Source organism: Burkholderia sp. MSMB1498 (assembly GCF_001526245.1).
Classification (GTDB): Bacteria; Pseudomonadota; Gammaproteobacteria; order Burkholderiales; family Burkholderiaceae; genus Burkholderia; species Burkholderia savannae.
The window spans coordinates 47650-72036 of record NZ_LOYJ01000066.1 but is presented as its reverse complement, the minus strand read 5'-3'; the positions used below and the strand labels follow the sequence as shown (position 1 = coordinate 72036).

At 66.5% G+C, this 24387-nt stretch carries 18 protein-coding genes, 1 tRNA gene and 2 pseudogenes; 8 read left to right on the top strand and 13 right to left on the bottom strand.

All coding sequences use genetic code 11. The annotated features are described in order from the left end of the window. Positions 1-44 precede the first annotated feature (44 nt). The 5 genes and pseudogenes from thrS to WS91_RS12535 form a co-directional block, all read right to left on the bottom strand. Positions 45-1952 carry a threonine--tRNA ligase gene (gene thrS / locus WS91_RS12555; protein WP_059583138.1) on the bottom strand — a complete coding sequence of 636 codons (1908 nt, stop codon included), beginning with the start codon at positions 1950-1952 and terminating at the stop codon, positions 45-47. Positions 1953-2223: 271 nt separating this feature from the next. Beyond that, a tRNA-Val gene (locus WS91_RS12550) sits at positions 2224-2300 on the bottom strand. Between the two features lie 108 nt (positions 2301-2408). Then, the gene (locus WS91_RS12545; RefSeq protein ID WP_059645734.1) at positions 2409-4652 is read right to left on the bottom strand and encodes a RelA/SpoT family protein; all 2244 of its coding nucleotides are present in this window, start codon (positions 4650-4652) and stop codon (positions 2409-2411) included. 45 nt (positions 4653-4697) lie between these two features. Then, positions 4698-5051: a RidA family protein gene (locus WS91_RS12540; protein ID WP_038751240.1), complete on the bottom strand. Its 354-nt coding sequence runs from the start codon at positions 5049-5051 to the stop codon at positions 4698-4700. A 72-nt stretch (positions 5052-5123) separates the two neighbouring features. Next, positions 5124-6393: pseudogene (locus WS91_RS12535) on the bottom strand (alpha/beta fold hydrolase). Between the two features lie 167 nt (positions 6394-6560). On the opposite strand from WS91_RS12535, the pseudogene WS91_RS37935 reads away from it, so the two are divergent. Further along, positions 6561-7502: pseudogene (locus WS91_RS37935) on the top strand (NAD(P)/FAD-dependent oxidoreductase); the annotation flags it as partial. A 437-nt stretch (positions 7503-7939) separates the two neighbouring features. On the opposite strand, the gene WS91_RS12525 reads toward WS91_RS37935, so the two are convergent. Together WS91_RS12525 and WS91_RS12520 are read right to left on the bottom strand one after the other, a co-directional pair. Beyond that, on the bottom strand, positions 7940-8581 hold the full coding sequence (locus WS91_RS12525; RefSeq protein ID WP_038751243.1) for a CoA transferase subunit B: 642 nt from the start codon (positions 8579-8581) through the stop codon (positions 7940-7942). A 1-nt stretch (position 8582) separates the two neighbouring features. Further along, a complete protein-coding gene (locus WS91_RS12520; protein WP_038751245.1) occupies positions 8583-9287 on the bottom strand; it encodes a CoA transferase subunit A in 705 nt (234 codons plus the stop codon). Positions 9288-9551: 264 nt separating this feature from the next. On the opposite strand from WS91_RS12520, the gene WS91_RS12515 reads away from it, so the two are divergent. After that, entirely contained in the window at positions 9552-10097 is a 546-nt protein-coding gene (locus WS91_RS12515) for a LuxR C-terminal-related transcriptional regulator (protein ID WP_038751247.1), read from the top strand. Positions 10098-10683: 586 nt separating this feature from the next. Further along, complete coding sequence (locus WS91_RS12510) at positions 10684-12216, top strand: cellulase family glycosylhydrolase (protein ID WP_059583130.1); 1533 nt, start codon at positions 10684-10686, stop codon at positions 12214-12216. 240 nt (positions 12217-12456) lie between these two features. Here the strand turns inward: WS91_RS12510 and WS91_RS12505 are convergent, their stop codons facing one another. Together WS91_RS12505 and WS91_RS12500 are read right to left on the bottom strand one after the other, a co-directional pair. After that, entirely contained in the window at positions 12457-12888 is a 432-nt protein-coding gene (locus WS91_RS12505; protein WP_038751251.1) for an acyl-CoA thioesterase, read from the bottom strand. Positions 12889-12932: 44 nt separating this feature from the next. Then, positions 12933-13712: an SDR family oxidoreductase gene (locus WS91_RS12500; RefSeq protein ID WP_038751253.1), complete on the bottom strand. Its 780-nt coding sequence runs from the start codon at positions 13710-13712 to the stop codon at positions 12933-12935. Positions 13713-13892: 180 nt separating this feature from the next. On the opposite strand from WS91_RS12500, the gene WS91_RS12495 reads away from it, so the two are divergent. Then, positions 13893-15566: an electron transfer flavoprotein-ubiquinone oxidoreductase gene (locus WS91_RS12495; RefSeq protein WP_059583127.1), complete on the top strand. Its 1674-nt coding sequence runs from the start codon at positions 13893-13895 to the stop codon at positions 15564-15566. Between the two features lie 170 nt (positions 15567-15736). On the opposite strand, the gene aroC is transcribed toward WS91_RS12495, so the two are convergent. The 3 genes from aroC to WS91_RS12480 form a co-directional block, all read right to left on the bottom strand. Further along, entirely contained in the window at positions 15737-16846 is a 1110-nt protein-coding gene (gene aroC / locus WS91_RS12490) for a chorismate synthase (protein ID WP_059670359.1), read from the bottom strand. 380 nt (positions 16847-17226) lie between these two features. Further along, positions 17227-19161, bottom strand: coding sequence for an MFS transporter (locus WS91_RS12485; protein WP_059670358.1), 1935 nt, complete (start codon positions 19159-19161; stop codon positions 17227-17229). Positions 19162-19281: 120 nt separating this feature from the next. Beyond that, a complete protein-coding gene (locus WS91_RS12480) occupies positions 19282-19746 on the bottom strand; it encodes a CBS domain-containing protein (protein WP_038751422.1) in 465 nt (154 codons plus the stop codon). Positions 19747-19920: 174 nt separating this feature from the next. Here WS91_RS12480 and WS91_RS12475 point away from each other — a divergent pair, with 174 nt between their 5' ends. Continuing rightward, the gene (locus WS91_RS12475) at positions 19921-20241 is read left to right on the top strand and encodes an Mpo1-like protein (protein ID WP_038751261.1); all 321 of its coding nucleotides are present in this window, start codon (positions 19921-19923) and stop codon (positions 20239-20241) included. Between the two features lie 204 nt (positions 20242-20445). Here the strand turns inward: WS91_RS12475 and WS91_RS12470 are convergent, their stop codons facing one another. Further along, positions 20446-21759 carry a YihY family inner membrane protein gene (locus WS91_RS12470; protein WP_059583119.1) on the bottom strand — a complete coding sequence of 438 codons (1314 nt, stop codon included), beginning with the start codon at positions 21757-21759 and terminating at the stop codon, positions 20446-20448. Between the two features lie 105 nt (positions 21760-21864). Here WS91_RS12470 and wrbA point away from each other — a divergent pair, with 105 nt between their 5' ends. Genes wrbA through WS91_RS12455 form a run of 3 tightly spaced genes read left to right on the top strand, consistent with a single transcriptional unit; the run spans position 21865 to position 24377 of the window. Continuing rightward, positions 21865-22473, top strand: a complete 609-nt coding sequence (wrbA, locus tag WS91_RS12465; RefSeq protein WP_038751265.1) for an NAD(P)H:quinone oxidoreductase — start codon at positions 21865-21867, stop codon at positions 22471-22473. After that, positions 22470-22922 carry a DUF2069 domain-containing protein gene (locus WS91_RS12460; RefSeq protein ID WP_059583116.1) on the top strand — a complete coding sequence of 151 codons (453 nt, stop codon included), beginning with the start codon at positions 22470-22472 and terminating at the stop codon, positions 22920-22922. The genes wrbA and WS91_RS12460 overlap by 4 nt, the downstream gene beginning before the upstream one ends. Before the next feature lie 33 nt (positions 22923-22955). After that, positions 22956-24377 (top strand): FAD-binding oxidoreductase, encoded by a 1422-nt coding sequence (locus tag WS91_RS12455; protein WP_038751269.1) that lies wholly within the window; start codon positions 22956-22958, stop codon positions 24375-24377. Positions 24378-24387: the final 10 nt, after the last annotated feature.

Sequence of the window (24387 nt, the reverse complement as noted above, 5' to 3'; positions counted from 1 at the left end):
GTTTCCTCTAAAAATTAAAAAAACGAGCCGCGCTGCCAGGGCGGTTACTTGAACGTCCGAATGTCCTCATGCAGACGCTCAACGAAGGCTTCGACGGGCATCACACCCAGATCGACGCCGCCACGGGCACGCACGGCTACCGTTTGTGCTTCACGCTCTTTATCGCCTACAACGAGCAGATAGGGAACTTTTTCGAGCGTGTGCTCGCGTATTTTATAGCTAATTTTCTCGTTGCGCAAATCGGCTGACACTCTAAGCCCTTGTTTTTGCAACGATTGAGCAACAGTCTGAGCATATTCCGCCTGACTTTCGGCGATATTCAGCACAACCGCGTGGACGGGCGCGAGCCAAACCGGCATTGCACCAGCGTGGTGCTCGATCAGAATCCCGAGAAAACGCTCCATCGAGCCGACGATCGCACGGTGAAGCATCACCGGCCGGCGGCGGCTGTTGTCCTCGGCGACGTACTCGGCGCCGAGCCGCTCGGGCAGCATCAGGTCGAGCTGCAGCGTGCCGCACTGCCACGAGCGACCGAGCGCGTCCTTGATGTGGTACTCGATCTTCGGACCATAGAACGCACCCTCGCCCGGCAGTTCCTCCCACGCCAGACCGCACGCCTTCAGCGCATTGCGCAGCCCCTCCTCCGCGTGCTCCCACGTCTCGTCCGAGCCCATCCGCTGCTCCGGGCGCAGCGACAGCTTGATGTCGATGCGCTCGAAACCGAAATCCTCGTAGACGCTCATCGCGAGCTTGTTGAACGCGATCGCCTCGGCGTTGATCTGGTCTTCCGTGCAGAAAATGTGCGCATCGTCCTGCACGAAGCCGCGCACGCGCATCAGCCCGTGCAGCGCGCCCGACGCCTCGTTGCGGTGGCACGAGCCGAATTCCGCGTAACGCAGCGGCAGATCGCGATACGAGCGCAAGCCGTGCTTGAACACCTGCACGTGGCCCGGGCAGTTCATCGGCTTGACCGCGTAGTCGCGCTTCTCCGACTCCGTCGTGAACATGTTCTCGCGATAGTTCTGCCAGTGGCCGGACGCCTCCCACAGCGAGCGGTCCATGATCATCGGCGTCTTGATCTCGAGGTAGCCGGCCGCGTCGAGACGGCGGCGCATGTACTGCTCGACCTGCTGCCACAGCGTCCAGCCCTTCGGGTGCCAGAACACCATGCCGGGCGCCTCCTCCTGGATGTGGAACAGGTCGAGCTGCTTGCCGAGCTTGCGGTGGTCGCGCTTTTCCGCCTCTTCGAGCATGTGCAGGTACGCATCCTGGTCTTCCTTCTTCGTCCAGGCCGTGCCGTAGATCCGCTGCAACTGCTCGTTCTTCGAATCGCCGCGCCAATATGCGCCCGCGACCTTCATCAGCTTGAAGACCTTCAGCTTGCCCGTCGACGGCACGTGCGGGCCGCGACACAGATCGGTGAAGGCGCCGTGCGAATACAGCTTGATCTCGTCGCTCGCCGGAATCGATTCGATGATCTCGGCCTTGTATTTCTCGCCGATGCTCCGGAAGTACGACGCCGCTTCGTCGCGCGACACGACGCGGCGCGTGACGGCCTCGTCCTTCTTCGCGAGCTCCTGCATGCGCCTTTCGATCTTTTCGAGATCCTCGGGCGTGAAGGGGCGATGGTACGAGAAGTCGTAATAGAAGCCATTGTCGATCACGGGCCCGATCGTCACCTGCGCGTCCGGATACAGTTCCTTCACCGCGTAGGCAAGCAAGTGAGCGGCCGAGTGGCGAATGATGTCGAGGCCGTCGGCGTCCTTGTCGGTGACGATCGCGAGCGATGCATCGCGGTCGATCAGCGCGGACGTGTCGACGAGCTCGCCGTCGAGCTTGCCGCCAAGCGCGGCCTTCGCAAGGCCAGGGCCGATCGACGCCGCCACTTCGGCGACCGTCACCGGATGCTCGTATTGGCGAACCGAGCCGTCGGGCAAGCGTATCGAAACCATATAGCAATCTCCGTGATGCCGTCAGTGAGCGGCAGACTATCTATCAACGCGCGAAAGCGCCAACGAAAACGCGCGACAAAAAAAATGCGGCCCCGCTTTCGAGGGGCCGCATTTCGATACATCAAAACCACAAGGCGAAAACGTTCCTCGACTAGCGTCGCTCCGAATGGGTTTCGGTCAACGTTCGCGGTGCCATAACCGTATTCGCCTTTTGCGTAGAAATTCTCTACTGCCGCCGAAGCCCGACAAATCGAGCTTCGACCGATGTCGTTGGTAGGCTCGATTGGATTCGAACCAACGACCCCCACCATGTCAAGGTGGTGCTCTAACCAACTGAGCTACGAGCCTGAAGAAGCTGAAATTATATGGAGCCCTTTCCGCCCTGGCAAGCGTTTTTGTGCTTTCTGTTCGAAAAACTTCGCAACCCGTTGCCGCGCGGCGGCGCACGGCCGGCGCTCACGCCTTGCGAGCCGCCCGCACGACGCCCTGAACCTCGCCGAGCAGCGTGCACGCCCGCTGCACCTGCGACGCGCTCGACACCTCGACCGTGAACTGCATGAACGCCGCGTTGCGGCGGCTTTGCGTCTTCACGCCGATCACGTTCATCTTCTCCCGCGCGAACACTTCGGAGATGTCGCGAAGCAGCCCTTGCCGATCGGTCGCCTCGATCATCAGGTCCACCGGATAGACAGACGCGCCGCGCCCGCCCAGCACGTCGGCCGACCAGGTCGTCTGCAGCACGCGCTCAGGCGCGCGCTCGGCCATCCGGCGGAACATCGCGCAATCGCTGCGGTGGATCGACATCCCCTTGCCGCGCGTGACGAAGCCGCTGATCGGATCGGGCGGCGCCGGACGGCAGCAGCGCGCGAGCTGCGTGAGCAGCGCGTCGACGCCGACGACGAGCACGCCCGTCGACGCGCCGTGCGCGACGTTCGCGCCGCTCGCGCGCTTCTCGAAGTTCGCGGGCGCTTCCGGCTCGGGCTCGGGCGCCGGCGCGTCGGACAGCGCCTGCTCGACGTTGCGCAGGCTGAATTCTTCCTTGCCGACGACCGAAAACAGTTCGTCGGGCGACTTGAAGCCGAGCTTCGCCGCGAGATGCTCGAGATTCACCGAGGTCCTGCCCTCGCGCTGCAGCGTCTTCTCGACGAGCGCGCGGCCGTGCGCGATGTTTTCCTGCTGGTCGACCGCGTTGAACCACGCGCGCACTTTCTGGCGCGCACGCGAGCTGTGCAGATAGCCGAGTTGCGAATTGAGCCAGTCGCGCGACGGGCCGCCCTCCTTCACCGCGACGATTTCGACCGTCTGTCCGTTTGCAAGCGGCGTATTGAGCGGCACCATCACGCCGTCGACGCGCGCGCCGCGGCAGCGGTGGCCGAGCTCGCTGTGCAGGTGATACGCGAAATCGACGGGCGTCGCGCCCTGCGGCAGCGCGATCACGCGCGCCTGCGGCGTCAGCACATAGATGTGGTCGTCGTCGAGCGTCGTCTCGCGCAGTTGCGCCCATGCCTCATGACCGATCGCGTCCCCGCCGCCGCTATCCGCGACTTCGTCCTTCCACGCGAGCAGTTGGCGCAGCCAGGCGATCTTCTCGTCGTACTTCTCGCTCGCCGAGAACTGGCCGCCGTAGCCGCGCGCGCCCGCCTCCTTGTAACGCCAGTGCGCGGCGACGCCATATTCGGCGAAGCGGTGCATCTCGTGCGTGCGGATCTGCACTTCGAACGCGCGGCCGTCGTCGCCGATCACGACCGTGTGCAGCGACTTGTACCCGTTCGGCTTCGGCCGGGAGATGTAGTCGTCGAACTCCTTCGGCACCGGCTGCCACAGGTGGTGGACGATGCCGAGCACGGTGTAGCAATCCTTGATGTCCGGCACGATCACGCGAAACGCACGCACGTCGTAGAGCTCGGAGAAGTCGAGCTCCTTGCCGCGCATCTTGCGCCAGATACTGTAGATGTGCTTCGGACGGCCGCTCACTTCGGCCTGGATATGCGCGGCCGCGAGCTCGTGCTGCAGCCGCTCGATCGCCTCGGCAACGTACGCCTCACGCTCGACGCGCTTCTCGTCGAGCAGCTTCGCGATGCGCTTGTAGGTGCCGGGGTCCTCGAAGCGGAACGCGAGATCCTCGAGCTCCCACTTCAGTTGCCAGATGCCGAGCCGGTTCGCGAGCGGCGCGTAGATCTCTAGCGTCTCGCGCCCGACGTCGGGCGGCGGCTCGATTTTCGCGGCCGCATAGTAGCGCAGCGACTGCAGTCGCGACGCGAGCCTGATCAGTACGACGCGGATGTCCTGCGCGAACGCGAGCAGCATCTTGCGCAGCGCCTCGATCTGCGCGCGCCGCTCCGCCTGCGCGTCGCGGCCCGTGTCGACGGGCGCGCTCTGCGCGGCGCGCAGACTCACGGTGCCGAGGCGCAGCAGCTTGCGCACGTCGGTGACGAGGCGCGCCACCTCGTCGCCGAAGCGCTCGGCGATCTGCTTCTCGGGATCGCTCAGATACGGCGCGAGCGCGAAAAGCGCCGCCGCCTGCGTCGCGGGCGGATCGACGTTCAGGCGCTGCATGATCGTCGACGTGCCCGCCGCATGATCGACGAGCAACTCGCCCGACGGCAAGCGCGCGTCGCCCGCGTGCTCGCGCACGAACGCGAGCACGTTGTCGAGCGACGGCGCCGCAGCGGTGGCGCCGGATGCGGAATCAGCTGTCATCGTCGGGTATTGCATGTTGCCTGGAAAAACGTGTCGCGCTCCTGCTCAGCCGCGCTGCGCGGCGACGACCACCACTTCGACGAGGCATGCCGGATTCGCGAGCTTCGCCTCGACGGTCGCGCGCGGCGGCGTCGCGCCCGGTGCGACCCACGCGTCCCACACTTCGTTCATGCCCGGGAAGTTCGCCATGTCGGAGATGAAGATCTGCACCGACAGCAGATGCGACTTGTCGCTGTTCGCCTCGCCGAGCAGGCGATCGATGTGGCCGAGCACTTCGCGCGTCTGGCCCTTGATGTCCTGCGCCGTGTCCTCGGCGATCTGGCCCGCGAGGTAGACGGTGCCGCCGTGGATCGCGATTTCGGAAAGACGGGGGCCGACGTGGTGACGAGTAACTGCCATGAGAATTCCCGGTGAATGGTTGATCGGTGGACGGCGCCGCGAGCCCTCGGGCAGGCCGCGCCGAACCGCATATTATGACGCGTGCGGCGCATCGCCGACGAAAAATTGGCGAGCGATCGCGATCTGCCCGGCGCTCACGAACGCGGGCGCATGGCCCGCTTCGGCGATCTCGACGCTCGACACCGCGCGGCCGCGCGCCTTCATCGCTTCGACCGTGTCGCGCGAAAGCAGGTCCGACTGCGCGCCGCGCACGACAAGAAGCGGCCCCGCGAACTGCTCGAACGCATGCCAGAGCCAGGCCTCGCCCTGAGCGTTCGCGTCGGGCGTCGCGGCCTTGAACGGCTCGCCGATGCGCGGATCGTAGCGCGCGCGCCACGAGCCGTCCGCGCTCTGCACGAGGAGCGGCCGGTTCAGCGCGCGCCACTCGTCGGGCGTGAGCGGGCCGAACGGCAGCGATAGCGATTTCAGATAATCGACTCCCTCCTCTTCGGTCGCGAAGCGCTTGTCGAGACCGACATACTCGCCGATCCGCCCGAGCGCAGCAGGCTCGATGTGCGGGCCGACGTCGTTGACGATCATCTTGCCGAGCGGCGTGCCCGGCAGGCCGCCGAGCGCGACGCCGATCAGCCCGCCCATCGACGTGCCGAACCAGTCGACGCGCTCGACGTCGAGGCGCGCAATCAGCGTCACCATGTCGGCGACGTACTGCGGCAGGCCGTAGAGCTTCGGCTCCGCGAGCCAGTCTGAGCGGCCTCGGCCGACCACGTCGGGGCAGACGACGCGATAGACGTCGGACAGCGCCGCCGCGAGCCGATCGAAGTCGCGCCCCGAGCGCGTGAGGCCGTGTACGCAGACGAGCACGCGCGGATTCTCGGGATCGCCCCATTCGGTGTATGCGACGTGATGCAGGCCCACCGGGCTCGCGCATTGCACGCGGCGTTCGCGCGGGGAGACGGAAGTGGCAAGGTTCGATGACATCGGCGCTCCTGACGAACGGTCGGCATGGTCGAACGCTCGGCGCCCTAGTGGCGACGGGTGCCGAACAGATGAACCGATTGTAAACCGCTTCGTTGCAGACGGCCGATCGGCCGAACGGACAGACGCGCGACGTGCGGCGATCCGCGCGCCGCACTGAAACCGAGACGATCCATCGATCCATTTCGTCAATCGCATTTCCGGAAAACCGGATGCGCTTTTCCCATCGCGCGCCGCCGCGCCGCTGTTCGACGAATGAATGCGCCGTGCGCGCCCGCCAATGGCCGAGGCAATATGCAACGCTCGCCCGCGTCTGCTCCCGACGCGCGATTCGCGAGCCCGTCGCTCGCGCCCGCCTGCCATTCATCCTCGAAAGCGCCGCCGCGGAATCAACATCGCCGATTGGATTTCCTACGCTCGGCTCAACTCAACAAAAACGAATCTCCGATTCGCGCATTGTCAATCGTTGGAGCCGGCTGCCGCGCCGACGCCCTGTCTCGTGCCTCCTGCTCGACCGGCGAAAGGAAATGCACGATGCCCACGCAGATTTTGATCGTCGGCGACGGGCTCGGCGGCACGACGCTCGCCAACCATTCGCGCCGAAACCGCTCGACGAAGTCGCCCGCGACGACGCGCGGATCACGCTGCCGTCCGATTCGCCTGGCCACTACGACAAGCCGGCCTTCATGTACGTCGCGTTCGGCGCGTTCTTCCGCAACGCGCTGACACGCGCCGAGCGCTCGCTGCTGCGGCCCGAGATCGCGTTCGCCGTCGGTCGCGCGACGCATTTCGACTTCGCCGCGCAGCACGTGCGCACGACGAGCGACAAACGCTACGGCCATGACCACCTCGTGATCGCGACGGGTTGCGTGCCGTCGCCCGAGTGCATCGAAGGTCTCGCCGAAGCGAGCAACCATTTCTACCAGCATGAGCCCGAGCGGCAGCTCGCCAAGCGGATCGCGTCGATCAAGCGCGGCGTCGTGTTCGTCACCGTCACGTTTCCGAAGGCGCGCAACGTCCCGCACCAGTGCCGAATCGTGCCGATCAAGACCACGCTGATGTTCGACGACTGGCTGCGCCGCCGCGATGTGCGCAAGGTCGGAATCGTCCACACGTATCCGACCGCGTCGCAATTGCTGCGCGATTGCCTGCTCCTGCAAAAGCCGACCTGCGACGCGCTGCCCGCGATCTTCGAGGCGCGGCATCCGCCATCAGCGCGGCGTCACGCTCGCGCGCATCGGTCCGGCGCGCGGGATCGCATATTCGGAGGAAGGTGCCGAGCAGCCGTTCGACATCCTGAAGACGCCGCCGGTACGCGCGGCCGACGCCGTGCGCGAAAGCGGCGTATCGGAGACCGCCGACGGCGAGGGATCGCTGCCGACCGACCACGAGACGCTGCGCGTGCGCGGAGCGGAGAACGTCTACGCGATCGGCGACACCGTCGATTTGTCCGTCGGCAAGGCGGGCGGCGCGTGCCGCGGCAACTAGCAACTAGCAACTAGCAACTAGCAACTAGCAACTAGCAACTAGCAACTAGCAACTAGCAACTAGCAACTAGCAACGCGGACGGCCGACTGCGTCGCGAGTTCACTCCCCCGACGCGCCTGCTGCCGCGCGGCGCCGCGACACCGCGCAGCGATCTCCGCAAAACGCCCTGCGCCGCATCTGGGCACGCATCGCCCGATACGCGATCGAACGCGCGCCGGCGCCGGTCGGAGCAAAAACCTACAATCAGCCCTATCCCCACTTGGCGAACTACGCTGAGCAGGGATCGGGCCGACCATCTCATGACGCCCCACGTCTTCCCGAAGCGGGGGCATTTTCATCGCATCGTTCGCACTGTTGTGCTGCGAAAGCGCCGCCGCGCGACGGCCCAACTCACGCAAGCGCGCGCCCGCGCCGATGCCGCGCCGTCAGCCGACCGCGCTCACGTCGAGCGGCGCGCCCGTCTTCGCCTTGATCTCGTCGACGCTCACGCCGTCGGCGAGTTCGAGCACCCTGAGCCCGTCCGGCGTCACTTCGATCACGCCGAGATCCGTGATGATCAGGTCGACGACGCCCACGCCCGTCAGCGGCAGCGTGCATGCTTCGAGGATCTTGTGCTGGTCGCCCTTCGCGACGTGCTCCATCAGCACGACGACGCGCTTCACGCCCGCGACGAGATCCATCGCGCCGCCCATCCCCTTGATCATCTTGCCCGGGATCATCCAGTTCGCGAGGTCGCCGTTCTTGCTGACCTGCATCGCGCCGAGGATCGCGAGATTGATGTGGCCGCCGCGAATCATCGCGAACGAATCGGCGGACGAGAAGATCGACGAGCCGGGCAGCGTCGTCACAGTCTGCTTGCCGGCGTTGATGAGATCCGCGTCGACTTCGTCCTCGGTCGGCGACGGGCCGATCCCGAGCAAGCCGTTCTCCGATTGCAGCCACACCTCGACGCCCGCCGGCACGTGGTTCGCGACGAGCGTCGGCAGCCCGATGCCGAGGTTCACGTAGAAGCCGTCCTGCAATTCCTTCGCCGCGCGCGCGGCCATCTGATCACGATTCCAAGCCATCTCAGTCTCCTTTCGCGCGCACGACGCGTTGTTCGATGCGTTTTTCCGGCGTCGCGTTGAGCACGAGCCGCTGCACGAAAATGCCGGGCGTGTGGATCGCGTCGGGATCGAGCTCGCCGTTCTCGACGATCTCCTCCACCTCGGCAACCGTGATCCGGCCCGCCATCGCGCACATCGGATTGAAATTGCGCGCGGTGCGACGGTAGATCAGGTTGCCGGACTTGTCGGCCTTCCACGCCTTCACGAGCGCGACGTCGGCCGTGAGCGACGGCTCGAGCACGTAATGCTTGCCGTCGAACTCGCGCGTCTCCTTGCCTTCGGCGATCACGGTGCCGTAGCCCGTTTGCGTGAAGAACGCCGGAATGCCCGCGCCGCCCGCGCGCAGCTTCTCGGCGAGCGTGCCTTGCGGCGTGAACTCGAGCTCGAGCTCGCCGGACAGGTACTGGCGCTCGAACTCCTTGTTCTCGCCGACGTACGACGAGATCATCTTCTTGATTTGCCGGGTTTCGAGCAGAAGGCCGAGGCCGAAGCCGTCGACGCCCGCGTTGTTGCTGATGCAGGTGATGTCCTTCACGCCCGAATCGCGCAGCGCGGCGATGAGCGCTTCCGGAATGCCGCACAGGCCGAAGCCGCCGACCGCGAAGGTCTGGCCGTCATGGACCACGCCCTCGAGCGCGGCAGCCGCGCTTGGGTAGACTTTGTTCATCTGTATGTCCCTTCCTCTATGGAAACCAGCTCGACAGCCCGCGCGGCTCGCGCGCGCGACGGGCCCGTCGCACCATTCTAAGCACGCGCGGCCAATGCTGCCGCGACGCCGCTCCTTCTTCTGCTTTCTTCTGCCGTCCGTTCGCGGCATGGGCCGCGACATGTGTGAAAGGGTACGATGCGCGCCGGATGCGGCACAATACGCAAAAATACATAAGCGTTCGCCGCCGCTTGCGCGGCGCCCGATCACAGCCCGTCAGCGTCCATGCCCTCCATCGATTACAAGACCGCCTTCCATCTCGCGCCGATCGGCCTCGTGCTGTCGCACGACCGCGTCATCGAAGATTGCAACGACGAGCTCGCCGCGATCTTCCGCTGCGCGCGCATCGATCTGATCGGCCGGTCGTTCGAGGTGCTCTACCCGTCGTCCGACGAATTCGAGCGGATCGGCGAGCGCATCTCGCCCGTGATGATCGCGCACGGCAGCTACGCGGACGATCGCATCATGAAGCGCGCGACGGGCGAATTGTTCTGGTGCCACGTGACGGGCCGCGCGCTCGATCGCACGGCGCCGCTCGCGGCGGGCGTATGGACGTTCGAGGACCTGAGCGCGACGCGCCGCGTCGCGGTCGAGCTGACGCCGCGCGAGCGCGAGATCGCCGCGCAGCTCGTGACCGGCAAGACAAGCAAGCAGATCGGCCGCGTGCTCGACATCAGCTCTCGCACGGTCGACATCTACCGCGCGCGGCTGATGCGCAAATACGGAACGGGGAACACGCCCGAGCTGGTGCAGCGCCTGCTCGGGCAGTGACGGCCCGCGCGCCCCGCCGGGGCAGACGGCCGAGCACATGCACGCGAACGCATCCTGCCGTTGCGCGCCGAGGCAATCGGGAACGGCAATAAGCCGAGCGTCAGCCCCCGAACAGAACCGAGTCATTACCATCCAAAACTCAACAATTCCATTTCCCGATACCGATTAGATCGAATTTCCGCCCTACACTTTTTTCAGAAATTTATTTAACCTTGAGCAACACGATCCAAGTGAGTTACGCAATCTTCAACATCGGATGAAAAACAATACATCCCTATCCTTCACGCAATAAATATTTTGAGATAGCAAGAAAGTCGACCTTTTGGCAGGGCGTTTTCGCACCGTCCTGACCGAATCGGATGATCGATCGATCCTGTGCGGAAACAATGTCGACCGACACAGGAGCGCGACGATTTCATGCCGTCGGCGTGCCGCGCCGGGCATCGCGGGCAGCGGAACGCAACGCGGCCCGGCGGCCCCGGAACGGACTCGCGTCACCTGGTAGCACGCTGCGCCGGACTCTCGCATCGATCGAACAAACCCAATCCCGAATCAACTACGCCAATCCAAAAGGCCAGGTGAATTAATGATTATCTCGAGAGCAAGAGATTTATTTTTCATTTTCATGATTAACGTAATTGGATGCCAGGCGGCATTTTCTCAAACCAATACGCCGGTAACGGGAATCGATCTCGGCGGAGAAATTCTCGACATTATCAATCAGAATCCCAATAATCCTGCACAGGCAATCAATAACTATATGGCGGGCGTCGCCGCGATGAACGTGCGCTGGCTGCGCATTCACCTCAATTGGTCGGAAATCCAGCCGGCGTCGACATGGATCTTTACCAGCGATCCCAATCCCGGCGTCAGCAGCGGCCTGACCTGGGGCGCGACGGACATCGTCGTTCGGGCCGCCAGAAATTACGGAATGCGAATTCTCGGCGTGATCACGTTGACGCCGCGCTGGGCGGTGGGCTCGCAATGTCCGAGCAACTACCGCCTGTCGAGTAACGGCGCCTATGCGCTGTGCGCGCCGAATCCCACGTCGTACACCAACTTCGCGCGCGCGGCCGCCAAACACTACAGCAGCGACAGCTACGGCGGGAAAATCGACGCGTGGGAAATCTGGAACGAGCCGAATTGCGGGCCCAACTTCATCCCGCACGATCCGGTCCTCTATACCCAGCTCCTGAAGAGCGCGTATTCGGCGATCAAGCAAGCCAATCCGTCGGCGTCCGTCTATGCGGGCGGCAGCTCGGGATGCCTCACGTCGCCGAACAACGGCACGGGCGCGCTTCCGTCGAGCGGCGTGGCGGGCCTCGTGAATTCGGCGGATTCCCGCTACCCCGCGCCGACGCAATGGGAGCCCCGCGACTGGCTTGCCGTGATGTACGCGAACGGCGCGAAGGGATATTTCGACGGGCTCGCGCACCATCCGCACTGCCACAGCGACGATTGGCAATCGCCCCCCGATCAGTGCCCGAGCACGACCGTCAACTCCGTCTATCCGGATTACTCGAATCCGTTCAACATCATGTGGCACACGTTCTCGTCGCCCTCCTACGGCTGGCCGTCCCCTACCGGCAAGACGTTCGCCAGTTACACGGGGACGAGCCTGCGCGACCTGATGAACGCGAACGGCGACGGGGCCAAGCCCATCGTGATCACGGAATTCGGGGTCGCAACGACTGCGTCGGATGGCGCCGCCAATTTCACGGGCCAGCTGGGCGGTAGCGCACAGCAGTACACGAACGCCGATTTTCAGACGCTGGCGCCCTCGTACCTGACGCAAGCGAACCAGGCGCGCGAGTACCGGGCGCTAATGGCATGGATCGCCAACCAGCCTTACGGCCGGTTTGGCCCGGTTTACGCGTATTGCTACTCGGACATGACGCTGGCGTCGCCATACAGCGCGAACATCTACGAGCCGTATTTCGGCCTGGTGACGATCACCGGTTCGACGGGATCGAGCGGAACGGCCGGCGCGCCCAAGATCGCGGGCACGTATCAGGCCGTGTCTGGGCAGTACTATCCGGCCTGGCCCAACTTCGGCGCCGCCGCCGCGGCGGCGGCCAATCAGACCCCGGGCTACGCGCCGGTCGGCCCGGGCTGGTGACGCATCGGGAAAGCGGGCGATCCGACGGAAAGCCGCGCGCGGCACCGCGTACCGCAGCCGCCGCGCTTCGTGGGCGCGGGAACGTCCCGCTGCTTCGCCTCGAAATCAGCTCGGCCGCCGCGCCCCCGAACGCGTGACCGCCGGGGCACGCGCGATTTGCAGCGCTCGAGGCAGCAAGAGAAACGGCGCGCCGGCGTGCGGCGCGACGAGGCCACGGCGTACGCCGGCGCGCCGCCGCGCTTACGCGATCTTCGTCTGCAGCGCGCTTTCGATCGTGTTGCGCAGCATATCCGGCAGCGGCACCGACTTGCCGAGCGCGTAGTCGACCCACACGCAACGCGCAGCGCCGCGCGCGTACACGTGCTCGGGGCCGTCCGAGCGGGTCAGTTCGAACGCGGTGTCGAAGCTGCTGCGGCCGGGCTTGGCCGCCGACAGGCGCGCGATCACGTCGCCCGGATAATGCAGTTGCCTGAGAAACTCCATCGACGCATTGACGACGACGGGCCCCTGCCCCTCGCCGTTGCCGCCCGCGATGCCGAGCTTGCCGAACCACGTGACGCGCGCCTCCTCCATGTAGCGGAAGTAGACCGTGTTGTTCACGTGACCGAACGCGTCCATGTCGCCCCAGCGGATCGGCATCGACATTTCGAAAACAGGGGTGTAATCGCTCATCGCACTCTTCTTTTCTGCAAGGTGAAACCGTTCGGCGCGGCCGCTCACGCGAGCCCGAGGCCATCGTCGGCCGACACGATCGAGCCGTTGATGAACTGCGACTCGTCGGCGGCGAGGAGGAGCAACAGCCCGTCGAGATCCTGCGGCTTGCCGACCCGGCGGCGCGGCAGCATCGCCTGCAGCTTCTGCCCCTGCTCGGTTTCCCACAGATAGTGATTGATCTCGGTGTCGATGTAGCCCGGGCAGATCGCGTTCACGTTGATCCCGTGGCGGCCCCATTCGAGCGCCATCGCACGCGTCATGTGGACGACGGCCGCCTTGCTCATCGCATACAGGCCGATCTGCGAGAACGGCCGCAGCCCCGCGACCGACGCGATGTTGATGATCCGGCACGCCGGCTTCGCGCTGCCGCTGCCCGCGCGCATCATCATCCGCTTCGCGACTTCCTGCGCGACGAAGAACGCGCCGCGCGTGTTCGTATCGAATACATACTCGAAATCGGCCGGCGTCACGTCGACGAGCTTTTGCATCGTCGACACGCCCGAATTGTTGACCAGAATGTCGATCGTGCCCGCTTCCGTTTCAGCGTGCGCGACGGCCGCCTTGATGCTTTGATAATCGGTGACGTCGAGCGACACCACGTGCGCGGCGCCGCCCGCCGCCTCGATCTCCGCGCGCAGCTCCTTCAGGCGCTCGACGCGCCGGCTCGCGAGCACGACCTTCGCGCCCGCCTGCGACAGCACCTGCGCGAAGCGCTGCCCGAGACCGCTCGACGCGCCCGTGATGAACGCGACCTTGCCTTCCAGATTGATCGAACGGCCCATGCCGACTCCTCTTCGTTCCGATGACATCATGCCGCACCAGTATGCGACGTTCTCGTGCACGACCCAACCCATAAAATAGAACGATCGTGCTAATCTAGGATTCCGCTGTTGCGGCAAGCGTTTTATTTCGCCGACAATACGGTCCCGAATAAAAGCATTCTAATGGTTAGAGGAGCGTTCATGACCCCCGCAAGCCTCATCGAGCAATACGGCCCGCGCGAATCGATGGAATACGACGTCGTGATCGTCGGCGGCGGCCCCGCAGGCCTGTCGGCGGCCATCCGGCTCAAGCAGCTCGCCGCCGAGAAAGGCACGGAGATCGGCGTCTGCGTGCTCGAAAAGGGCTCCGAGATCGGCGCGCACATCCTGTCGGGCGCCGTGATGGACCCGCGCGCGATCACTGAACTGTTCCCCGACTGGAAGGAAAAAGGCGCGCCGCTCACCGTCGACGTCACCGAAGACCGCTTCCTGTTCCTGACCGAGAAGAGCGCGTTCCAGGTGCCGAACTGGGCGCTTCCGGACAACTTCAAGAACCACGGCAATTACGTGATCAGCCTCGGCAACGTCACGCGCTGGCTCGGGACAATGGCCGAGGGGCTCGGCGTCGAGATCTTCCCGGGCTTTCCGGCCGCCGAGATCCTCTACAACGCCGACGGCTCGGTCAAGGGCGTCGCCACCGGCAACATGGGCGTCGGCAAGGATGGCGAGCCGACCGAGAATTTCCAGCTCGGCATGGAGCTGCACGCGAAGTACACGCTCTTCTGCGAAGGCGCGCGCGGCCACCTCGGCCGCCAGCTGATGGACCGGTTCAAGCTGAACGCGAACAGCGATCCGCAGGCGTACGGCATCGGCATCAAGGAGCTGTGGGAGATCGATCCCGTCAAGCACAAGCCGGGCCTCGTGATCCACACGGCCGGCTGGCCGTTGTCGTCGGACACGTACGGCGGCTCGTTCCTGTATCACATGGACAACAACCAGGTCGTCGTCGGCTTCGTCATCGGGCTCGCGTACTCGAACCCGTATCTGTCGCCGTTCGAGGAGTTCCAGCGCTACAAGACGCATCCGTCGATCCGGCCGTTCCTCGAAGGCGGCAAGCGCGTGTCGTACGGCGCGCGCGCGATCACGGCGGGCGGCCTGACGTCGCTGCCGAAGACGGTGTTCCCGGGCGGCGCGCTCGTCGGCGACGACGCGGGCTTTTTGAACGCGTCGCGAATCAAGGGCAGCCACGCGGCGATCAAGACCGGCATGCTCGCCGCCGAAGCCGCGTTCGACGCGGTGCAGGCGGGCCGCCAGGCCGACGAGCTGACCGCGTACCCGGACGCGTTCAAGACGTCGTGGCTGTACACGGAGCTCTACCGCGCGCGCAACTTCAAGCAGTGGATGAGCAAGGGCCTGTATCTGGGCACGCTGATGGTCGGCGTCGAGCAGAAGCTGATGAACGGCAACGTGCCGTGGACGCTGCATCACCAGCACGGCGACCACGAGATGCTGAAGCCCGCGTCGCAGTGCCAGCCGATCGACTATCCGAAGCCGGACGGCAAGCTGACGTTCGATCGCCTGTCGTCGGTGTTCATCTCGAACACGAATCACGAGGAGAACCAGCCGGCGCACCTGACGCTGAAGGACGCGAGCGTGCCGGTGAGCGTCAATCTGCGCACGTATGCGGGGCCGGAAGCGCGCTTCTGCCCGGCCGCCGTCTACGAGTTCGTGAAGAACGACGACGGCAGCGACCGCCTCGTGATCAATGCGCAGAACTGCGTGCACTGCAAGACCTGCGACATCAAGGACCCGACGCAGAACATCGTGTGGGTCACGCCGGAAGGCGGCGGCGGGCCGAACTATCCGAACATGTGAGCGCGCGCCCGCGCGTCGCGCGGGCGAGTCGGTCGCATCGCGCGGCGAATGCGGCAAAGCGAAACGGGCGCCTCGGCGCCCGTTGTCGTTCTATCGTTTCGTGGTCGCTGCCCGCGGCGCACCGGCACGCGCCCGATAGCGGCACGAAACGCACCGTTATCGGGCGATGATCACTTCGCTTCCGGCGCGCTCGCAGCGATCCTCGGCGTCGCGGTCGACACGTCGCCGCACTGCGCGCGATGGCGCAGCGCGTGATCGATCAGCACGAGCGCGAGCATCGATTCGGCGATCGGCGTCGCGCGAATTCCGACGCACGGATCGTGGCGGCCGAACGTCTCGACGACGGCGGGCTCGCCCGCCTTCGTGATCGAGCGGCGCGGCGTGCGGATGCTCGACGTCGGCTTGATCGCGATCGACACCGTGATGTCCTGCCCCGTCGAGATGCCGCCGAGCACGCCGCCCGCGTGATTGCCGACGAAGCCGTCCGGCGTCAGCTCGTCGCCGTGCACGGAGCCGCGCTGCGCGACGCTCGCGAAGCCCGCGCCGATCTCGACGCCCTTCACCGCGTTGATCCCCATCATCGCGTGCGCGATGTCCGCGTCGAGGCGGTCGAAGAGCGGCTCGCCCCAGCCGGCCGGCACGCCCGACGCGACGACGTCGATCCGCGCGCCGATCGAATCGCCGTCCTTGCGCAGCGCATCCATGTAGCCTTCGAGCTGCGGGACGATGTCGGCGTTCGGCGCGAAGAACGGATTCTCGCGCACGTGCGACCAGTCGACGAACGGGATCTCGATCTCGCCGAGCGCGCTCATGTAGCCGCGCACCTCGACGCCGAAGCGCTCGCGCAGCCACTTCTTCGCGATCGCGCCCGCGCCGACGACGGGCGCCGTCAGCCGCGCCGACGACCGGCCGCCGCCGCGATAGTCTCGCACGCCGTACTTCTGCCAGTACGTGTAGTCGGCATGGCCCGGGCGGAACGTGTCGGCGATGTTGCCGTAGTCCTTGCTGCGCTGGTCGGTGTTGCGGATCAGGAGCGCGATCGGCGCGCCCGTCGTCACGCCTTCGAACACGCCGGACAGGATCTCGACCTGGTCGGGCTCCTGGCGCTGCGTGACGTGGCGCGACGTGCCGGGCTTGCGGCGGTCGAGCTCGAGCTGGACGTCGGCTTCCGTGAGCGCCATGCCCGGCGGGCAGCCATCGATCACGCAGCCGATCGCGGGGCCGTGCGACTCGCCGAAGGTCGTGACAGTGAAAAGCGTGCCGAGGGTGTTGCCGGACATAGGACCGTCCAAGAAAAAGTCAGTCGAGGAAACCGATATTATGCCAGCCCGTTTTGAGCGGTGCGGCGATATGGCGCGTGATCGGGCGATGTCGTGCGATATGGCGCGACGCCGTGCGGTGGGCGGCGCATGCCGGGGGCGGCGGCCGGTGCCGTCGCGATCCGCTTCGACGCGAACGGCGGGAAAGCGGCGTGCGGGACAATCGGCGAGCGCGAGCCACGCCGACGGACCGCCGATGGGCGAGCGGGCTGCGCGACCCGCGCTTGAAGTCACGATCGGCGCGCGCCGCCCCGCGTCGAGCGCCGCCCGACGCAGACGGCCTCACCCGCTGGCGGCCGTCCAGCTCGCCCGACTCGCCCCACCCGCCCCGCTCGCGCCGCCTACTTCCGCGCGCCGCGCAGCTCCGTCACGGCGGCCTGCAGCGCCTCCGGCGTCGCCGCCACGGCCGGGATCGGCTCGCCGACCGCGAGCGTGAGACGGCTCGTCACCCCGCGCTTCACCGGCCGCGGCCAGCGCGCATCCTCGTGCCGCGAGAACACGCTGCCCCACAGCCCGCGCAGCGCCATCGGCACGACGGGCACGCTCGTGCGCGTCAGGATTTCGGTGACGCCGTGGTGGAACCCGTTGACGTCGCCCGTCTTCGTCAGCTTGCCTTCCGGGAACACGCAGACGAGCTCCCCTTCGCGCAGCGCGGCCTCGCACGCGTCGTACGCGCGCGCGAGCATCTCGGGGTCTTCGTGGCGCGGCGCGATCGGGATCGCCTTCGCATGGCGGAACGCCCAGTTCGCGAAACGCGCGTTGAAGATCCGGTGGTCCATCACGAAGCGAATCGGCCGCGGGCTCGCCGCCGCGAGCACGAGCGCGTCGACGTAGCTCACGTGATTGCAGACGAGGAGCGCCGCGCCTTCGTCGGGAATCCGCTCCGCGTGCACGAGGCGAATCCGGTAGAACGTGTGCACGAGCGCCCACGCGACGAAGCGCAGCAGGAACTCCGGCACGAGCGAATAGATGTACGACGCGACGACGACGTTCAGCAGCGCGGTCACGAGGAAGATCCCCGGAATGCTGACGCCCGCCTTCGTGAGCAGCATCGCCATCAGCGCCGACACGATCATGAAGAGCGCGTTCAGGATGTTGTTCGCGGCGATGATCCGCGCGCGGTGCGTCGGCGCGCTGCGGCTCTGGATCAGCGCGTAGAGCGGCACGCTGTAGAAGCCGCCGAACATCGCGAGCAGGAACAGGTCGGCGAGTATCCGCCAGTGCGCCGCGTGGCCGAGAAACTCGCCCACGGCAAGCAGATGCGTCTGCGCCGGAAGCGCGTGGCTCGCGAAGTACAGCTCGATCGCGAACGCGCTGATGCCGAGCGAGCCGAGCGGCACGAGCCCGATCTCGACGCGCCGCCGCGACAGCCGCTCGCACAGCAGCGAGCCGAGGCCGATGCCGAACGAGAACGTCGCGAGCAGCACGGTGACGACGTCCGGATTCGCCGACAGCACGTCCTTCGCGAAGCCGAAAAACGACGTGAGGAACGTCGCGCCGACGAACCACAGCCACGAAATGCCGAGCAGGCTCAGGAACACCGTCCGGTTCTCGCGCGCGAGCTTCAGGTTGCGCCATGTCTCCGAGAACGGGTTCCAGTTGATCGCGAGATTCGGCTGCGGCGCGGGCGTCGCCGGCACGCCCGCCGCCGCGACGCGCCCGACGAGCGCGATGCCGACGCAGCAGACGGCGAGCAGCAGCTCGCCGCGTCCCGAAATGCCCGCCGCCGCGCCGCCGATGATCGTGCCGATCAGGATCGCGACGAACGTGCCCATCTCGACGAGCCCGTTGCCGCCGACGAGCTCGTGATCGTTCAGATGCTGCGGCAGGTACGAATACTTGACGGGCCCGAAGAGCGTCGAGTGCATGCCCATCATGAACGTGCACAGATACAGCAGCGGCGCGCCGTGCGTGACGAAACCCGCCGCGCCGATGGTCATCAGCACGATCTCGAAGCTCTTCACGAAGCGCGTGAGGCGCGCCTTGTCGTACTTGTCGGCGAGCTGTCCCGCCGTCGCCGAGAACAGCACGAACGGCAGAATGAAGATCGCCGAGATCAGGAACGCGGCCGTCTTCGGATCGACGCCGCTGAATTTCGCCGCCTGGTAGGTGACGAGCGACGTGAAGCCGATCTTGAAAACGTTGTCGTTCAGCGCGCCCATGAACTGCGTCGCGAAGAACGGCGCGAAGCGGCGCTCGCGCAACAGGTCGAACTGCGACGGATGGGCGTGGCGCTTCTCGCGCCGCGCGGTCGAAGTGAGGGAAGGATCGCTCATGCGTGAGGGCGCCCGCGCGTCGCGTCGGCACGATCGCACACGCAGGCGAAAGAAGAAATGACGAAGATCGCCGGGACGGCCGCCCGCCCGGCGGCCTGCACGCGCGGCCGCGCGCGGCCTTTAGCTCGCGAGCGGCTTGCGCTCTTCGCTGTCGGGTTCCGGCCAGTCGCGGATATACGCCTTCAGCATCCGGTTCTCGAAGCTCTGCGCCTCGACGACCGTCTTCGCGACGTCGTAGAACGAGATCACGCCCATCAGCACCTTCTTGTCGAGCACCGGCATGTAGCGCGCGTGCCGCTCGAGCATCATCCGGCGCACTTCGTCGATGTCGGTTTCCGGCGTGCACGTGAGCGGCTCGTCCATCACGGTGCGCACGAGCACCTCGCCGATGCTGCCGCCGTTCGCCTTCAGGCGCAGGATGATCTCGCGGAACGTCAGAATCCCGACGAGATCGCCGTACTCCATCACGACGAGCGAGCCGATGTCGTGTTCCGCCATCGTGTCGACCGCATTACGCAGCGGCATGTCGGGCGTCACGGTAAACAGCGTATTGCCCTTGACTTTCAGAATATCGCTGACGCGCATCGTTGTCCCCTGTTGCAACTCGTGCATAATCGGCTTTCGATCCTAACGGAAAGCCCCGCAAAAGGAAAGCGCGCGGCGGCGGGCGCCCGCCCCGGTTGCGGCGGGCGGCGCCCCGCCGCACAATGGAAGCGATGACGCGCCGCGCGGCCGCCGCCGGCGCTCGAGGAGACTGTCATGGCACATTCCGCGCACACCGAGCATTTCTCCAGTTTCGCCGAGTTTTATCCGTTCTATCTCGACGAGCACCGCAACCTGGTGTCGCGGCGGCTGCACTTCATCGGCTCGCTCGGCGTGATCGGCTGCGTCGCGATGGCGCTCGCCACGGGCCTCTGGTGGTGGCTGCCCGCCGCCGTCGTCTGCGGCTACGGATTCGCGTGGATCGGGCACTTCTTCTTCGAAAAGAACCGCCCCGCGACGTTCCGGCACCCGATCTACAGCTTCATGGGCGACTGGGTGATGTTCAAGGACATCTGCACCGGCAAGATTTCGATCTGACCCGCTCGGACGGATTGCCGGCGAACCGGGCCGGAACCGCAATCGCGCGACGCGCGACCAACGCCTGCGCGGGCCCGCGCATCGCATCCATACGCCGCCCGCTCGGGCTTCCCGGCGGCGCCTTCTCGTCAACGTGACACCGTGATGACACGGGCTCGTCGGCTCGTCGGCTCGTCGGCTTGCTTCGTCGGCTTCGTTCTCGCGTCAGGCAGTGCGCGGCGGCAGCGCCGACGTCGGCCGCCCCGCGTCCTGCGCGCCGCGCGGCGCGCCCGCCTTGCGGCGCGCGATCAGCTCCGCGAGCGACAGCTCGAGCTTCTCGCTCGCGAACGCGTCGAGCAGCGCCCCGCAGTCCACCTCAGTCTTGCCGCGCTGCGCCTGGTAGACGAGCTCCGTCCGGTCGATCACGAGCACGTCGAACAGATTCGCGATCGTCAGGCGCTCCGGGTTCGCGAGCATCACGTAGCGCGGCGCGGCGTCGCCGCCGCTTTGCAGCCGCGCGACCCATTCGCGCTCCTCGAGCGTCGACAGGAGCCGCTGCGCGGTCTCCATGTCGCAGCGCGCCATCAGCGCGAGCCGCGCGGCCGTGTAGCCCGGCTTGCCCGCGTCCTGCGCCTCGGCGAGCCGCGCGAGCAGCTCGAGCGAGTCGAGCAGATCGCTGCCCGGATAGTGAATCCTGTGGAACTGCCCGACCCGGATCGCCGGCAGCGCCGATGCGATCATCGCGCCCGCGAGCGTGACGAACCAGCTCAGGTACATCCACAGCAGGAACATCGGCACGGTCGCGAACGCGCCGTACACCGCCGTATAGGTGGGAATGCGCCGCACGTAATACCCGAAGCCGCGCTTCGCGAGCTCGAACGCGATCGCCGCGCACACGCCGCCCACCGCCGCGTCGCGCCAGGCGACCGTGCAGTTCGGCAGATACACGTAGAGCAGCGTGAACGCGAGCACCGTGAGCGGCAGCGACGCGGCCGTCAGCAGCCATTCGAAGATCGGCGGCGTGCTCGTCGACCCGGCGAACGCGAGCGATTTCGTGAACAGATACGACGACATCGACAGGCTCACGCCGAACAGGAGCGGCCCGAGCGTGATGAGCGCCCAGTACGCGAGCACGCGCTGCGCGAACGGCCGCGGCTTGCGCACGCGCCAGATCAGGTTGAACGCGGATTCGACCGTCATCATCGTCATCACCGCGGTGAAGACGAGCACGATGAGGCCCGCCGTCGTCAGCCCCTTCGCCTTCGACGCGAACTGGTTCAGGTACTTGAATATCTGGCTGTTGAACTGCGCGGGCATCAGGTGATCGGCGAGGAAGCCCTGCAGCGAATTCTGGAACGACGCGAACATCGGGAACGCGGTGAACAGCGCGAAGGCGACCGTCACGAGCGGCACGAGCGCGAGCATCGTCGTGAACGTGAGGCTGCCCGCGACCTGCGGGATGCGGTCCTCCGCGCTGCGCTTCGCGGCGAAGCGCGCGAGGCGCTTGATGGTGTCGAGATCGACGCTCAACTTCGGCAACGGCTTTCTCCTTTTGCTGCGCATGTCGCGCGCCGCGCGACAGGTCGAGCCGCGACGCTTCGCGGCGGCTTCAGCCCCTATAATAGCCGCTCACTCAAGAGGCCTATGAAAGACATCCTCGTGCTCTATTACAGCCGCCACGGCGCGACGCGCGAACTCGCGCTCGCGATCGCGGCGGGCATCGACAGCGTGCCCGGCATGCAGGCGCGCATCCGCACGGTGCCGGCCGTGTCGACCGTCTGCGAGGCGACGCAGCCCGACATCCCCGACGACGGCCCGCCGTACGCGGAGCCGCGCGACCTCGACGAATGCGCGGGCGTCGCGCTCGGCTCGCCCACCCGCTTCGGCAACATGGCCGCGCCGCTCAAGTATTTTCTCGACGGCACGACGCCGCAATGGCTGTCGGGCGCGCTCGCGGGCAAGCCGGCGTGCGTGTTCACGTCGACGGGCAGCCTGCACGGCGGCCAGGAATCGACGCTGCTGTCGATGATGCTGCCGCTGTTGCACCACGGCATGCTGATCGTCGGAATTCCTTACACCGAAACCGCGTTGTCCGTCACGCAGACGGGCGGCACGCCTTACGGCGCGTCGCACTTCGCGCGCGTCGCCGACGCGGCGCACGAGCGCATTTCCGCCGACGAGAAGGCGCTCGCGCACGCGCTCGGCGCGCGGCTCGCGCGCACCGCGTCGCGCCTCGCGGCCGCGTCCGAATGAGCGCGCCCGCCTGCCCGAAGCCGCTCGCCGCACGCGCGGCCGCGCTTGGCCTCGTCGCGCTAATCGCGCTTTGCGTTGCGTGGGAAGCCTGGCTCGCGCCGCTGCGGCCGGGCGGCTCCGCGCTGATCCTGAAGGCCGTGCCGCTCGCGCTGGCACTGCCCGGCGTGTGGCGGCGCAGCGTCTACACGCTGCAGTGGGCGTCGATGCTGATTTTGATTTATCTTGCAGAAGGCATCGTGCGCGGCATGACGGACGGCGGGCTGTCCGCGCGACTCGGCTGGCTCGAGGCCGCGCTCGCGCTCGGCGTCTTCGGCGCCGCGCTCGCCTACGTCGCGCCGTTCAAGCGCGCCGCGAAGCAAGCGGCGAAGCAAGCGGCAAAGCAAACGGCGAAGCAGACGGCGAAGCGCGCGCAAGACCGTCCGCCCGCGTCCGGCCGCCCCCGCTCCTGATTTTTTCGATTGCCTGACCTCCGAACGAACGCCATGACCTCCTCCCCCGCTTTCGTCGACGCGTGCCGCCAAGCGATCGGCGCCGCCCACGTGCTGACCGATCCCCACGACACGGCCCCGTTTGTGACCGACTGGCGCCGCCGCTATCAGGGCGCCGCCTGCGCGGTGCTCAGGCCCGCGAACACCGAAGAGGTCGCGGCGCTCGTGAAGCTCGCGCTCGAATATCGCGTCGCGCTCGTGCCACAAGGCGGCAACACGGGCCTCGCGGGCGGCGCGACGCCCGACGCGAGCGGCGCGCAGGCGGTGCTGAGCCTCGCGCGCCTGAACCGCGTGCGCGCGCTCGATGCGCACAACAACACGATCACCGTCGAAGCGGGCGTGATCCTCGCCGATGTGCAGGCGCGCGCGCAGGAAGCGGACCGGCTTTTCGCGCTCAGCCTCGCCGCCGAAGGCAGCTGCACGATCGGCGGCAATCTCGCGACGAACGCGGGCGGCACCGCGGTGCTGCGTTACGGCAACGCACGCGAGCTGTGCCTCGGCCTCGAGGTCGTCACGCCGCAAGGCGAGATCTGGGACGGCCTGCGCGGGCTGCGCAAGGACAACACCGGCTACGATCTGCGCGATCTCTTCATCGGCGCCGAGGGCACGCTCGGCATCATCACGGCCGCGGTGATGAAGCTGCACCCGCGCCCCGCCGCGAAGGTGACGGCGCTCGCCGCGCTCGAATCGCCGCACGCGGCGCTCGATTTCCTGTCGCTCGCGCAGCGCGCGGCCGGCCCGCTGCTGACGGGCTTCGAGCTGATGTCGGATTTTTGCATGAAGCTCGTCGGCAAGCACTATCCGCAGTTGCGCTACCCGTTCGACGCGGCGCATCCGCAGACCGTGCTGCTCGAATTGTCCGACAACGAAAGCGAGGCCCACGCGCGCGCGCTCTTCGAGACGATGATGGAACAGGCGTTCGAGGCGGGGCTCGTCGTCGACGCGGTCGTCGCCGAGAATCTCGCGCAGTCGCGCGCGCTCTGGGATCTGCGCGAACACATCCCGCTCGCGCAGGCGGACGAAGGGCTCAACATCAAGCACGACATCGCGGTGCCGATCTCCTCGATCGCGCGCTTCATCGACGAGACCGACGCGGCGATCCAGGCCGCCGCGCCCGGCGCGCGGATGGTGACGTTCGGCCACCTCGGCGACGGCAACCTGCACTACAACGTGCAGATGCCCGAAGGCGGCGATCCGAAGGCGTTCCTCGCGGCGCACCAGGCGCCCATCAACCGGATCGTCTACGACAACGTCCACAAGCACCGCGGCACGATCAGCGCCGAGCACGGCATCGGGCAATTGAAGATCGACGACGCGCAGCGCTACAAGTCCGCCGTCGAGATCGGCCTCATGCGCGCGCTGAAGGCGGCGCTCGATCCGCTCGGCCTGATGAACCCCGGCAAGGTGCTGCACTGACGCCGCAACC